Source organism: Ilumatobacter coccineus YM16-304 (assembly GCF_000348785.1).
GTDB lineage: Bacteria > Actinomycetota > Acidimicrobiia > Acidimicrobiales > Ilumatobacteraceae > Ilumatobacter_A > Ilumatobacter_A coccineus.
Genome location: NC_020520.1, coordinates 4,148,704 through 4,163,638 on the forward strand (window position 1 = coordinate 4,148,704; position 14,935 = coordinate 4,163,638).

A 14,935-nucleotide genomic window follows, 5' to 3' on the forward strand; every position below is an offset into this window, starting at 1 on the left:
CGAATGGGACGCACCCGACGTGTCGTCGTGCGACACCGCCGACGTGAGTGTCAGCCGCGACCGCGGAGCTTGTCGGTCTGACGGCGATCGCGCTTGGTCGGTCGCCCCGCGCCTCGGTCGCGCACGCCGAACAGCACCGCATCACTCACCCGATCGGGCGGCGGCGGCGAGTGATCGACGAAGCAGTCGGCAGCGATGGCCGCGCCGACACGCTTGGCGATGACCGCGGTGACCTCGGCGACGCGCTCGCGCTGGCCGAGGCGGGCTTCCACGCGGTCGCCCACCTTGACGGGGGTGGCGGGCTTGGCCGACTTGCCGTTGACCTTCACGTGGCCGGCCCGGCACGCAGCCGCTGCATCGGCGCGCGTCTTGGTCAGCCTCACAGACCACAACCATTGATCGATTCGTGCCGTGTCGATGCCGACCATCTTGCCAGGTCGACCGCCGCACCCACGTTCCAGGATGCGTCGTCCCTCGGCCGGATCTCGTCTCGACCCGCCTCACCCCGTCTCGTCGGTTGCGTACTATTTCACGCAGGTTGGTTGCATTCTTCGACATGCGTAGTAAACTACGCATCATGATGAAGTTCACCGACACCCTCGCCAGCCAGATCCAGTCCGCAACCACGCAGATGGTCAGCACCGTCAACGACGCCAACGCTCGCATGATCGACTCGGTCGTCGACGCCAACCGCACCGCGATCGACTTCGCCGTCAAGTCGGCCGACCGCCTCCCCAGCGTCGAGCTCCCCGTTCCGGTGCCGACGCCCGCCGAAGCCGGCAAGCGCTACATCGACTTCGTCGAGCGCGCCGCCGACATGAACCGCGACCTCAACGCCCGGGTGATCGACATGCTCCCCGCCGACATCGCTCCGAAGGCCACCACGACCTCGGCCCGCAAGTCGGCCAAGAAGGCCAGCGCGAAGAAGTGACCCCCTGACCGACGAGCCCGCCATCGCCTCCCCCGGCGCTGGCGGGCTCGTGGTCGTTTTCCCGTACGATCGGAGCCATCATGAGCGACTCAGAATCTGCCGGCAGTGGCGCACTCGGCGACTTCATTCGCAGCCAACGCAAGCTCGCCGAGCTGAGCCAACGAGAACTCGCGAAACTGGCCGACCTCAGCGACGCCTACCTGAGCCAACTCGAACGCGGCCTCCACGAACCATCGGTGCGAGTGCTGCACGGATTGTCGGGGGCACTCAACGTCCCCGCCGATCGCCTGATGCGCTTCCTCGGCCGCAACACCGACGACGACGAGACCACCGACACCGTCACCACCGAGTCCGCGATCATGCTCGACGACGCCCTCTCCGACGTCCAGAAGCAGTCGCTGCTCGACGTCTACCGCAGTTTCATCGCCGCCAATCAGCTCTGAGCTGATCGATCGACACGCCCTCGCGGCATGGGCGCGGCGCCCGTCAGAGCGCGTAGCCGGTGACGTCGACGCTGAGATCGGTGGCGGTGCTGTTGAAGATGCAGATCGACGCGTCGTCACCCAGCCCGATGATGATGTCGTTGCCGCCGTTGACGCCCCCGACGAAGTTCAGGCTCGAGGCGTTGGGGCGTGGCACCCCGCACGGGGCGACCGTGACGTACCCGTTGCCGGCTGGCCGGATCGCCGTGATGTTCATCAACACCGACGATGCGTTCTCGGGCACCCCACCGCGTCCGCCGATGACCACGGCCGTCGTGGCCCCGGCAGGTCGCACGCCGATGCCCGCCGATTCCCCGTCGATGGTCGCGCCGCCGTTCGAACGGCTGTCGAGCAGACGACTCGGGGTGACAGCGTTGACGGTGGTGCCCGTCGGCAGGTAGCCGACGATGTCGACCGACAGGTTGGTCTTCGACGACGTGAACAGGCACATCTTGCCCGACGAGTCGAGTTCGGCGACGATCTCGTTGCCCCGCGTGTAGCCCGCCGTGTAGTTGAGGCTCGACGAGAGCGGCCGCGGCGACAGACAGGCGTGCGACGTGACGAAGCCATTGGTTGCCGGACGGATCGCCGTGACGTTGACGATCACCGAACCGGCATTACTCGGCACGCCCGAACGACCGCCGACCTGCAGCGAGACCTGCTCACCGGCATCGAGCCCACCGGAGCTGCGAGTGTCGAGGAGGCGATCAGGCGTGACCGCGCCGTACGCCGACGACGCGGGCAGATAGCCGACGACGTCGGCGGTGATGTGCGTCCTTGCGCTCGTGAAGATGCAGAGGTCGCCCGACGAGTCGAGTTCGGCGACGATCTCGTTGCCGAGGTTGACCCCCGCCGTGTAGTTGAGGCTCGAGGCGACCGGCACCGGCGACAGGCACGGATGCACCGTGAAGTAGCCGGTCCCCTCGGGGCCGATGGCGGTGACGTTGACCACGACGCCGCCTGCGGAGGCGGGCACGGTCGAACGGTCGGCGACCGGGATCTTCAGCGACGACCCGGCCGAGCGTTTGCCGATCTGCTCCTGCGTGCCGTCGATGGTCTCGCCGTTCGGACGCGTGTCGAGCAGGCGGACCGGCGTGACCGGCGTGACGACATCGCCGAGGTTCGGCGGCGCCGGCTCGTCGGACACGCGAGTCGAGGCCCGCTGCGTCACGGTGCCCGCCGACGACGTGAGCGTCGGCGAGGTCTCGACGCGAACTTCGCTGTTGACCAGGCGGACGGTCGGCACGACCCAGAAGCCGAAGTCGTCTTCGCTCTCGTCGCTGGCCAGCCGGAATCGGACCCGCACGTCGTCGCCGGCGAACGCAGACAGATCGATTCTCGTGGCGACGAGGGATGAAGTCTCACCACTGAACGCACTGCGACCGGCGATCGGGCTGCCGAAGCCAGAGGCGATGGTGCGGTTGTACCCGTTCTGGGTCATGTACGGCCCGAGATCGACCCAGGTCGATCCCCCGTTCGTCGACGCTTCGATCACCGCTCCGTCGTAGCCCGTCGAACCGAGTCCCGCTTCCAGCGAGAAGCCGTGCTCGATGTACATCGAGAGGTTCGCCTGCGCGGCGACGGGCTGTGCGAGTTCGAGGTACTGGTCGCTCGTGCCGTCGGTGGCGTCGGCAGTCGCCGAGCGACGGCCGCTGCTGAACGTGAAGAGCTCCCAGTTGTTGGTGTACGCCGACGGCCCCCGGCGCGTCCGCCAGTTGCTCAGGCCGCTCTCGAATCGTTCGTCGAGGTCGACGGAGCCGTACTGACCCGACGCTGCGGTCACGTCGAACGTACACGTCGCCGACGCACCGTCGGCGAGCGACCCGACGGGCATCGTGACGATGCCACCGGCGAGCGATCCCCCACACGTTGCCGAACCGCCGACGTAGCTGGCGCCACTCGGAACAGGTGCCGCGATGGTCGCTCCGCTCACCATGCCACCGGTCTCGTTGTTGGCGGTGAGCGTGTAGGTGATCGTGTCGCCCGGGCCGACCTCGGCGGGTGCGGCGACGCCGAACGAGAGCTCGCACGACGACGGCACGGTGAAGTCTTCGACGCCGTCCATCCGATCGTCGGACGATCCCTGGCTCGCGCCGACGCCGAGACCACGCTCGGCGAAGACGTCCCAGATGAGGCAGGTGTTCTCCCCGCCGTTGTTGATCGCGTCGGCCTGCAAGATGGCGTCCCGGCTGTCGACGAAGCCAGGCGAGCACGGCTGCAACTTGAGGCCGTCGATGATGAGTTGCGTGGCGATGTTGTTGCCGCCGGTGCCGTGCATCAGGTCGGGATCGAACCCGTGCTCGTCGACGAGCGCCCAGATCATCTCCCACAGGAACTCGGCCCAGATCGACCCGATGCGGTGCACCGAGAACGTGCCCGACTTGATCGAGTCGTAGGTCCAGGGGTTGTCGCCACCCGGCCCGCCGGTGGCGTAGCGATACCCGCGAATGCCGAGCCCGGTGGTCGGTTCTCCGGTCACGTACGTACCGATGCCGCGTTTGCGGTCGGCGGCCGTGTCGCCCTGCATCGTCATCAGCAGCGCGATGATGTCGCTCCACCCTTCGCCCTGCTGTTCGGCGTTGTCGAGACATTCGTCGTAGGCGGGGCCACCTGTGAGGCGCGTCGACAGGCCGTGCGCGTACTCGTGCGTGATCACCCCCGCATCCATGCTGCTCGACCGGCGCTCCTCGTCGATACAACTGTTGCCCAGCGTGGTGCAGAACGCATACATCTGCATCCGCGGCGCATGACCGTCGGGCGGTGTCGCGAAGTTCGCGTTGTTGAGCGACACCTCGTCGGTGAACTCGTCCAAGGCTTCTGCGATGACGGCGTCGCCGCCGAGTCCGCCACGGCCGTAGTTGTTGCGCTGGAAGTTGCCCGCTGCTTCATCGAACCCGTAGGCGTACAGGAAGTCGTGGGTGAGGTTGCTCCAGTAGAAGAGGTTGGTGACCACTGCGGGGATGTAGCCCTGCGGGCCGACGACGACGTCTTCGAACGGGTAGTCGAAGTCGAGGCCGGCATTGCTCGGCTGACTGTTGGAGTCGATGACGTTGTCGCCGTTGCGGTCGGTGCCGGCGTCGACGTTGTTGCCGGACGTGTTGGTGGTTTCCGCGCCGGCGACGCCGTTGGTGTCGTGCCACCCGTACGGCGATGCCACCGCGTCGGCTGGCTCGGTCACCAGCGTCCGGGTGTCGACCGGCGAGGTGTGGTGCGGCGACTCGGCGGGAGCAGCGAAGACGCGGTAGCTCGAGCCGTCGGCGACCGGGTTGCTCGAACCGCCTGCGGTGAACGACGGCGCGGCCGAACCGCTGAACGCATCGCGAGCATCGATCTCGCCGGCCCCGGCGCTCACGAGCTCGTCGATGTGAGCGACGCCGTGATCGTGGCCGTCGTGGCCCGACGGATCGGACTCGTGGACGACGAGGTTGAAGCGGCTCAACTCGACACCGGTCTCGGCGTCGATGCGGATGCGCCACCAGTCGTTCGATGCCGTGCTGTCGATGAGGAACTCCCACGCAAGACGGGTGGTCTTGTCGTCGACCGGTTCGTAGACCAGGCGGGCCGGAATGGTGGAGCGCGACACACCCGAGGCGGTGAGTTCGTGGTTTTGTTCGGCATCGCCGGCCGACTGGAGGATTTCGAAGTCGGCGGTCGGTTCGATGTCGAGCGCCGCGACGGCCGCCGCGGCAGCGTCGAGGACGCTCAACGACGGCGTGGGCGAGGGAGCGTCGGCGTCGTCGGCGGTCGAGCGGAACGAATCGTTGGCAGCGAGCACGTCGCCCCGCGAGCCGACGGTGACCACCGAGACCGCGCCGCGCACGTCGATGCCGTCGACGGTCTGCTGGAGGTACACGCTCGACGTGGCGTTGTGTTCGGCGGGGACGACCGCGCTCACCGAGACCTCCGGGGCCTCCAGGCTGTCGTCGACCTGGTCGGCGAACTCCGATCGTGACACCACGTCGTCGAGCGATTCGGCTGCCAGCGGTGTCGCCGGCATGTCGGCAGAACCGTCTACTCGGTGCGTGATCGAGTCGAGATCCGACCCGCTCGCCACGAAAGCTCGGGCAACGGCGATCGCCGCCTCGTCGTCGATCGGCACGGCGTCGTCCGGTACCGGCGTCGACGGTGGTGCGTCGTCGCTCGTCTCCTGCGCGGAAACGACACTCGACGAGATGGCGAGCGACACTGCGAGCACCACCCCGAGTCGATGGCGTCGAGCAGTCGGCAGTTTGCGCATGTGATGTCCTTCGAGTCGCCCAGCAGACCGTCCGCCTGCCTCCGGATCAAGCCGCAGTCTGACAGATGTGGTCGGAACCCGCTGCCGAATTCACCCGGGGACCACTCCCCGCTCGGACTCGATCAGCGCTCAGGCGGGCTGCATCTGTTCGGCGGCGGCCTTGGCGCGCTCGCGCTTCTCGCCGTAGCGCTTGGCGACGCGTTCGCTCTGCGCCATGCGCTTCATGAGCTTCTCCTGCGCTTCGGCGCCGTCGCCCGAGAGACCGCTGATGTTGGCCGCGTCCCACTGTCGGAGAACGACCGGCGCCAGGATCTGCTCGTGGTGGATCTGCAGGTCGTAGATGCCGGCCTGTGCGATGAGTGCGGCGTGCCGGTCGAAGTCGGGGATGCCGGTGCCGGGCATGGCGAACGAGCGGACCTGCTTCTCCATCGCGATCATCATCGTGTTGGGGTCGGCTTCGACCGCCGCTGCGGCGAGGTCTCGGTAGAAGAGTTGGTGCAGGTTCTCGTCGCCGCACACGCGCTTCATCACTTCGTAGCCGACGGGGTCGCCCATTTGCAGGCCGGTGTTGCGGTGCGAGATGCGGGTGGCGAGTTCTTGCAGGGCGAGGTAGACGAAGCCTTCGTGCAGCGAAGCCGGATTGGGGGTTTCGCCGCGCGACACCTGCGCCATCCGGCCGCGTTCGAGTTCGACCAGGTCGATCGCTCGCGTGGCCGCGAGGTAGCCGTAGATCACCATCGAGTGGCGGCCCTCTTCGGCGGTCCAGCGGCGAACCCACTCGCCCCAGGCGCCTTCGCGGCCGAACATCGACTCGACGGTGCGGAAGTAGTACGGAAGGTTGTCTTCGGTCAGCAGGTTGACGTAGAGCGCTGAGCGGACCTCGGGGGTGAGGGCGTGCCCGTCGAGGTCGACGTCGGCTTCCGACCACACGTGTCCCGGCTCGAAATCACGGCCGCGGCTGTGCGGCACGTGCTCGTGCGGAAACCACTCCTTGGTGGTCGCGAGGTGACGTTCGAGCAGCTTTTCGATCACGGGCGTGAGCTCGAAGATGATCTCTGAATCGTTCACGAAACGCAGCCTACCGACAAGTAGGTAGGCCGTAAAGTCGCGCGGCCACAAACGGTGAGATCAGGTCGTGTAACCGGTCACATCAACGGTCAGATCGGTGTCGGCGCTAGCGAACACGCAGAGCTCTCCATCAGGCGAAAGCCCTGCAAACAGGTCGTTTCCGCCGGTGGTGGCCGCTGTGAAGTTGAGGCTCGAGGCCAGCGGCGGCTCGCCACAGGGAAACACCGTCGAAAAGCCGGCGCTCGACGGCCTGACGGCGGTGACGTTGATCGACACCGCCGTCGCGTCGGCCGGAACGCCACCTCGGCCGGCGATGGCGATCGTGCGAATCTCGTCGCGTCGCAGGGCTCCTCCCCCGGCTCCGACACCGTCGATCGTCTCACCGTTCGTTCGAGTGTCGAACAGCCGTGCGGGCGCGACGGCGGTGAGGCCCGCGTCCGCCGGCAGGTGCCCGGTGACGTCGAGTGTCAGGTCGGTCGTGGTCGACGTGAAGAGGCAGACCTTCCCGTCGTCGTCGAGCTGAGCGACGATCTGGTTGCCCCGCGTGATGCCGGCGGTCACGTTGAGACTCGAGGTCAGCGGTCGCTGTCCGAGGCACGGGTGCACGCTGACGAAGCCGGTGGCCGATGGGTTGATCGCGGTCACCTCGACGACGACGCTCGCCGCACCGTCGGGCACGCGGGCTCGGCCGGTGACCTGCACCTCGATCTGTTCGCCGGCGCCCGTCGCCTCGGCGTCACGGGTGTCGAGCACACGGGACGGCTCGACCGGCACGTATGACGATCCGACCGGAGCGAAGCCGACCGCGTCGACCGTGAGGTCGACGGCGGCGCTCGTGAAGATGCACACGTCGCCGCTCGCGTCGAGTTCGGCGACGATCTCGTTGCCCAGGTTGACTCCGGAGCTGTAGTTCAGGCTCGACGCCAGCGGCCGCCGGTCGAGGCACGGGTACGCGGTGAGGAAGCCGACTCGTTCCGGTCGGATCGCGGTCACGTTGACGATCACGCTCTGTGCGTCGGGCGGCACGCCGGCGCGACCGGCGATCGGAACCGTGATCTCGGTGGCGGCCGTGACTCGACCGCGACCCTGGGCGATCCCGTCGGTCGTCGCACCCGTCGCCCGTGTGTCGAGAAGTCGTGCCGGCTGGATCGACGTGAACACATCCGGGTCGGCGTCCGGGTCCGGGTCCGGATCGGGGTCGGGATCGGGATCGGGGTCTGGGCGGTCGACCAGGAACGGCGCGCCGGTGATCTCGGTTCGCGCAGTCGCCTGCACCGTCGGGCCCGTGTCGGACGACATGGTCGACACCGCCGCGACGGCGTCCGGCATCCCGATCTCGACGTCGAGGAGCGCCCAGGAGACACCGCCGCTCGAACCGCTGCCGTTGTCGGTGCCGAGCCGGAAGCGCACGAGTGCGTCGTGACCGGCGAAGGCACCGAGATCGACCGTCGACGACATGAAGTAGAAGCCGCCGGAGAACGCGTCGCGACCGGCGAGCGGGTTTCCTTCGTCGAGGTCGATGGTCTCGGTGTATCCGCCGTTGACGAAGTGGGGGCCGAGATCAGTCCAGCTCGCACCGCCGTCGATCGACACTTCGACGACGCCGCCGTCGTATGCCGTCTCGATCGAGAACGCGTGGCTGAAGCGCAGTTCGGTCGCCGTCTCGACCGGAACCGGCGACGACAGCGCAATGATCTGGTCGGACGGCGAACTCGGCGACCGCACGCCGAACTCACCCGGCTCGTCGAAGATCGGGACCGCGATCGGCGCCCACGTGTTCGTACCAAGTACCTCCGGCCGCTCCCAGCCGTCGATCGAGGTGAGGTCGTCGACGACGTACGCCGACCCGGCAGCGTCGTCGATCCGAACGTCGAACCCGCACGCGACACTCGACGCGGGTGCGATCACCGCGATCATCATCTCGACCGATCCTCCCGACAGCGCTCCCCCACAGGTCGCGCTGCCGGGCACGTAGGTAGCGCCGACCGGCACCGGGGTGCTGACGACCACGCCGGTGGCGGGCGTGAGCGCCTCGTTGTGTGCCGTGAGCGTGTAGGTGACGACGTCGCCCGGGGATGCATCACCGGGCGCGTCGAGGCTCAGCGTCTGGCACGCCGGTGGGACGGTGAAGTCGCTGATGCCGTCGCGACGGTCGCCCGAGCTGCCCTGGTCGGCACCGTGGCCGAGGCCGCGCGACGCGAACGCCTCCCAGATCAGGCAAGTGTTGGCGCCACCGTTGTTGATCGCGTCGGCTTGCAGGATCGCGTCACGACCGTCGACGAAGCCGGGTGAGCACGGCTGCAGTTTGAGGCCGTCGACGATGAGTTGCATCGCCAGGTTGTTGCCGCCCGAACCGTGCACGAGGTCATTGTCGAAGCCGTGCTCGTCGACGAGCGCCCACGTCATCTCCCACAACATCTGCGCCCACACCGCCCCGAGCCGATGCGCCGAACTGCCGGTGCCGGCCACGGTGTCGAAGGTCCACGGATTGTGACCGGCCGGCCCGCCGGTGGCGTAGGCGATGCCGCGGATACCCGGCCCGTCGATCGGTTGACCGCTCGCGTAGGTGCCGATCCCGCGCTGTCGGTCGGCGGCCCCGTCACCCTGCATGGTGAGCAGCAGTGCCACGATGTCACTCCAGCCTTCGCCCATCTGCTCGTCGTTGTGGAGGCAGTTGGCTGCGGCGGGCCCGCCGGTGAGGCGGTTGGAGAGGCCGTGGGCGTACTCGTGCACGACCACGCCACCGTCGAGGCTGCTGTCGCGGCTCGGGACGGTCGACGTGAAGAGATACATCTGCATGCGCGGCGACATGCCATCGGGCGGCGTGGCGAAGTTTGCGTTGTTCCGGGTGGTCGTGGTGGCGGGTTTGCCGGCGCTGTCCTGCGACTCGGCGATCACCGGATCGCCGCCCTCGCCGCCCCGGCCGTGGTTGTCGACCTGGAAGTTGCCCGACGTCTCGTCGAAGCCGTATCGGTAGAGCGCGTCGTGGGCGTAGTTGTTCCAGAAGAACAGGCTCGTGACGGAGAAGTCTCGATAGGTCGATGGTTCGGCACCGAGGTCGACAGGGAAGTCGAACGCCAGTCCGGCTCCGCCGTCGGGGCTGCTTCCCGCGTCGATCACGTCGTCGTTCAACAGGTCGAGTCCGGCCGTGACGTTGTTGCCCACGGTCAGCGTCGACTCCGGACCGTCGACGCCGTCGGTGTCGTGCCAGCCGAACGGGGACGCGACGTCGTCGGCGGGTTCGACGACGACCGAGGTGGTGTCGACGGGCGCGCTGTGGCTCGGCGACTCTGCTGGCGGGGCGAACACGCGATACGACGAGCCGTCGTCGACGAGGCCGTCGAGCCCGCCACCGTGAAGACCGGGGGTGCCAGGCGTCGGGCCGTCGGCGCGCACCAGTGCCCCAGCGTGGTGATCGGCGTCCTTCCCCGACGACGCTCCGAAACGGTCGTGAACGAACCAGGCCGGAGCGAGACCCGCACGCGCGTCCTGCTGCGGGTTGCCCTCGTCGTGAGCGTCGTGATCGTCATGATCCAGGTGTTCGTGGACGACGAGGTCGTAGCGGTCGAGTTCGACTCCCGTCTGTGCGTCGATGCTCACGACCCACCAGTGGTCGCTGTCGACGCTGTCGATCGTCAGTTCCCAGGCCAGACGGAGTTCACCGCGAGCGCCGCCGTGCAGATCGTCGAGCAGGTCGTCGTCGGCGGGTTCGTAGACCAGACGAGCCGGAATCGGGGTGCGCGACACGCCCCCGTCACTGAGCTCGTGGCGCAACTCCGGGCCGATCCGGTCGGTGAGCTCGACGAAGGGAGCGGTCGGCGTGACCCCGATCGCTTGGGCGGCCGAACGCGCGGCCTCGCTCGACGAGATGCGGGTCGGAGCGAGCGCCGCATCTCGCGGCGCGTCGGCGAGCTGCGCGCCGTCGGCGGTCCGGACGGCCGCCGTGACCACCTCGCCGTCGGATCCGACCGCCACGTTCGCGATCGCACCGTTGACGTCGATGCCGTCGATCTGTTGCTGGAGGTACACGTGGGTCAGGCCGTTGCCGTCGTTCGGCACCACCGACGACACGGCGTAGTCGGCGTCGCTCGTGGCGGGCGACGTGTCCGACAGCGCGTCGGTGCGCGCGCTCGCATCGGCGAGTTGTTCGCCATCGGCCAGGAAGTCGAGCGCTCGCTCGACGGCGATCGATTCGTCGACCGGGATCGCTGTCGCGCCCGGCGATGGCGACACGACCGGGCTCGCATCCACCGTGCTCGTGAGGAACGACGCTGTCACCAGTGCGCACGCCGCCATCGGCCGCAGCCACGTGGCGTCGCGCCGATGTCTCGACGTGTTCATGTGCCCTCCCGGCGTTCGATCGTGTCTCGGCGACCGCTCAGCCCACCGCTCGACGCAGACCCTAGCGAGCCGACTCCCAGCCGATCATGTCGCTCGACCCGTGTTTCCCTCGGTCCAGGTCCGGGGGAGACACGGGTCGCGGGTGACGTGCCGGTTCAGCTCAGATAGCCGACGACGTCGACGGTGAGGTCGGTGGCCCGGTTGGAGAACACACAGAACTCGCCGTCGGCGTTGAGCTCGACGACCAACTCGTTGCCGACGATCTCGCCGGTGGTGTAGTTGAGCGATGCGGCGAGCGGCATGGTGCCGGTGCAGTCCCACACCGTCAGGAAGCCGCGGTTGGCCGTGCGGATCGCCGTGGTGTTGACGACCACTCCCTTTGCGTCGGCAGGCACTCCGGCGCGACCGGCCGCTTCGACCGTCACGACCTCACGGGCGTCGAGACGACCCTGGTCTTCCTGGCGGTCGTCGATGGTGCCGTTCGGTGCGGATCGGGTCTCGTAGAGGCGAGCCGGCGGGACGGTGTCGTAGGTGTTCTCGTCGGTGAGTTGGCCGACCACGTCGACGATCAGTTCGGCCGATCCCCACGTGTACAGGCAGAGCTTCCCGTCGTCGTCGAGTTCGGCGACGATCTCGTTGCCGCGGTTGACCCCCGCTTCGAAGTTGAGCGACGCCGCGTTGGGTTCGGTCGGCAGGCACGGGTGGACCGTGACGTAGCCTATGCCGGTGGGCTTCACCGCGGTCACGTTGATCACCACGGCGGTGGCGTCGGACGACACCCCACCACGCCCGGCGACGTCGAGTTCGAGTTCGGTGTCGGAGAGCCGGGTGCCACCCTTCTCGAACAGGCCGTCGATCGTGGCACCGGTGTCGCGGGTGTCGAGCAGTCGGGCAGGGCCGACCGGCGAGTAGCGCGAGTCGTTCGGCACGTAGCCCACGACGTCGACGACCAGGTCGGTCACGCCGCGGTTGAACAGGCAGAGCTTGCCGTCGGCGGTGAGCTCGGCGACGATCTCGTTGCCGCTGTCGACGTCACCGCGGAAGTTGAGCGACGAGGCGAGCGGTGGGTTGACCAGGCACGGATGCACGGTGACGAAACCCACTCCGTCGGGGTCGACGCCGGTCACGTTGATCACGACCGCTTCCGCGTCGGCGGGAACACCGGCACGGCCGGCGATCTGCAACATCGTCTCCTGCCCGTTGGTGCGGCGACCGATCCCTTCGTCCTCGCCATCGATCGTCTTGTAGGTCGGGCCGGTTCGTGTCTCGAGGACGCGGGCCGGTGGCAGACCGATCACGAACGGCGAGAGTTGCCGCTCGACCGAGCCGATGTCGGATCGACCGTTGACCTCTCGCTCCAGACCGCGCTGATCCGACGACGGCGGGTCGGGAGGGGTCGGGTTGGCCGCGTCGATGGCGGGCGACCCCTTGTCGGGGAGCATGGTGGGCGTGGGTCCGTCGTTGTTCTGCAACGGGCCGAGTTCGGGGTCGTCGGTGACGATGTTGTTCGCGCCGTCGACGTCGCTGCCGGACACGACCGGAATCAGCGAGTAGTCGACCTCCGGGTCCGGCGCAGCGAGCGGAGCATCGACCCACCCCAAAACCGTGTTACCAGCGAGAATGCTGCTGTCGACCTGGAAGACACCGGACCCGTCGTGCTCGAAGACCGTGCTTGCCGCATCGGTGAGCGAGTTGTCGGTCACGGTCGCGAAAGCCAGTTCGACAGCGCCTGAGGTGTCGGCCGCGACCAGCGCGTCGACGGCCGTGTTCTGCGTCAGGGTCGACTGCGTCACGTTCACCGCACCGGATCCTTCGGCTTCGACGAGTGTCCGGGCCGTGTTGTCGGTGACCGTCGACGTGTCGATGTCGACCGCGCCGCCGCTCGCACGGATCAGCGACGCCGAAGCGTCATTGGAGGTGATCTCCGAGAGTTGCACGGCCACGTCGCCGTCGCCGACCGACTCAACGACCGACGATCCTGCGTTGGCATCGATCGTTGATCCGTACATCTGAATCAGGCCGTTCTGCGATGCGAACAGTTCGGACGCGACGCCCGTGTGCCCGGTGATCGAACTGTTGCCGACGTTGATCTCGCCGCCACCGTCGACATCACCACGGATCGCGAGCGCGTCGCCGAACGGGGCGGAGTTGCCCTCGAGCGTCACGGTGTGCAGCAGGACGATCGAGTCGGAATCGTCGACGGAGACTCCGCCGCCGAGACCTCCTTCGTTGCCGCTGATCGTGGAGTTCACGATCCTCGAGACGTCGGGCGTCGCATCGCCTGCGAAGTGAACCCCTCCGAGCGGGCTTGCGTCGACGAGACCGTTTCGTTCGATCGTGACGCCGTCGGCCTCCATGGGGCCGGTGTCGGCGAGGTACACCCCGACGGTGCCGTTGTCGCTGATCTCGGTGTTCGTGATCGACAGTGTCTCGGTACCGGTGGACGTCGTCATGCCGGCGAACGTGTTGCCACTGATGACGCTGTCGGTCACCGACCCGCCCGGACCCTTGAGGCGGACGCCGTTGTCGTTGCCGGTCAGTTCGAGACCCGTTGCGGTGACCGTGCCGCTCCCAGCGACGACGACGGCCCCACCGGTTGCACCGCTGACGGTGACGTCGGCGAGATCGAAGCTGGCGACGCCATTGCCGAAGACGGCTCCGGCGTTCGCCGCGAGTCCACCGAGCGTGCGCACGGCGGTGACGTCGGCGAGGTCGGCGCTGTCGACGTTGACGAGACGTACGGCAGCCTCGTGACTCTCGGTGACGTCGGACTCGGTGATCGTGAGCGTCGTCACCGTCGAGGCGTCGACGCCCACGGCGCCGGGCGTGTCGATCGTGGTGGTGTCGACGTCGAGTTCGGCGATCTGATTCACGTCGATCGACGTGCCCGCCTGACCGCTGAAGACGGAGTCGCTGACCGCAACCACCCCGACGCCGGGAGCGGTGGAGTCGACGACGACGCCGTTGTTGCCACCCGTGATCGTCACCCCGCTGATCGCCGTGTCGGCGGTGTCGAGCGCGAACACCGCTGACGTGGTCGCACCATCGATGGTCGCGCCGTCCAGGTCCAGGTCGTCGACGTGCGACGCGTACAGGCCGGACAGGCCTCCCGTCACGTCGAGTCCGGTGATCGACGCGGTGGCGGTCGCCAGCAGGAACACGCCCGCGGTGCTGTTCGTGATGGTGAGTCCGTCGACCGAGAGCATCTGTGCATCTCCGATGTCGACAGCGAACGTCGAAGCGTCATCGACCGTGACGTTCTCGATGATCACTTCGAAGACCGCCGCACCGCTGTTCTCGACCCACACGCCACGGTCCACCTGGTCGATGTCGACATCGCGGATCGTGGTGATTCCTCCCTCGACCACATCGATGCCCATCGCGGGAACACCACCCAGGGCCGGCGCCGAGATCGTGAAGCCTGACAGGGTGACGTCGGCCTCGTTGTAGACGTAGATCGCCGAACCGTTGGAGTTGGTGAGCGTCAACTGGTCGGCGCCAGGGCCGGTGATCACCAGATCTTCCATGATCCAGGGAAGTGCACCCGCCACGTCGATGACGTGCGGACCGGGCCCCGGTATCGCGAACGTGATCGTGTCGAGGTCGGGGGTCTGGTTGGCCGCGTAGACCGCGTCGGCGAGCGAGAGTTCGTCGTCGGCACCGTCGGGGTCACCGCCCGTGCCGTCGAAGACGCCGCTGTCCGTCGTGACGACGAGATCCGCGGCGACGACGGGTTGACCGCCGATCATCACGGTGCCGCCGGCGACGGTGATCGCTGTTGCGGCGCCGATCCTCGGAAGCTTGTGTGAACGTTGCTGAGTGGCCATCAGTCCTCCAGAGAAAGATGAAACTCTGTCAGACGTTAGACCCGATTGC

Annotated in this window: 7 protein-coding genes; 2 read left to right on the top strand and 5 right to left on the bottom strand. The window is 67.7% G+C overall.

Annotated elements, in window-relative coordinates:
• Positions 1-50 precede the first annotated feature (50 nt).
• On the bottom strand, positions 51-428 hold the full coding sequence (locus tag YM304_RS18370; protein WP_015443227.1) for an RNA-binding S4 domain-containing protein: 378 nt from the start codon (positions 426-428) through the stop codon (positions 51-53).
• A 149-nt stretch (positions 429-577) separates the two neighbouring features.
• Here YM304_RS18370 and YM304_RS18375 point away from each other — a divergent pair, with 149 nt between their 5' ends.
• The gene (locus YM304_RS18375; protein ID WP_015443228.1) at positions 578-931 is read left to right on the top strand and encodes a hypothetical protein; all 354 of its coding nucleotides are present in this window, start codon (positions 578-580) and stop codon (positions 929-931) included.
• Positions 932-1,011: 80 nt separating this feature from the next.
• On the top strand, positions 1,012-1,374 hold the full coding sequence (locus YM304_RS18380) for a helix-turn-helix domain-containing protein (RefSeq protein WP_015443229.1): 363 nt from the start codon (positions 1,012-1,014) through the stop codon (positions 1,372-1,374).
• Positions 1,375-1,417: 43 nt separating this feature from the next.
• Here YM304_RS18380 and YM304_RS23090 read toward each other — a convergent pair whose 3' ends face one another.
• The 4 genes from YM304_RS23090 to YM304_RS18400 form a co-directional block, all read right to left on the bottom strand.
• The gene (locus tag YM304_RS23090; protein WP_015443230.1) at positions 1,418-5,650 is read right to left on the bottom strand and encodes a M36 family metallopeptidase; all 4,233 of its coding nucleotides are present in this window, start codon (positions 5,648-5,650) and stop codon (positions 1,418-1,420) included.
• A gap of 129 nt (positions 5,651-5,779) precedes the next feature.
• Positions 5,780-6,718 (bottom strand): acyl-ACP desaturase, encoded by a 939-nt coding sequence (locus YM304_RS18390; protein ID WP_015443231.1) that lies wholly within the window; start codon positions 6,716-6,718, stop codon positions 5,780-5,782.
• Positions 6,719-6,778: 60 nt separating this feature from the next.
• Positions 6,779-11,059, bottom strand: coding sequence for a M36 family metallopeptidase (locus YM304_RS23095; RefSeq protein WP_015443232.1), 4,281 nt, complete (start codon positions 11,057-11,059; stop codon positions 6,779-6,781).
• A 155-nt stretch (positions 11,060-11,214) separates the two neighbouring features.
• Positions 11,215-14,886 carry a right-handed parallel beta-helix repeat-containing protein gene (locus tag YM304_RS18400; protein WP_015443233.1) on the bottom strand — a complete coding sequence of 1,224 codons (3,672 nt, stop codon included), beginning with the start codon at positions 14,884-14,886 and terminating at the stop codon, positions 11,215-11,217.
• Between the last annotated feature and the right edge of the window lie 49 nt (positions 14,887-14,935).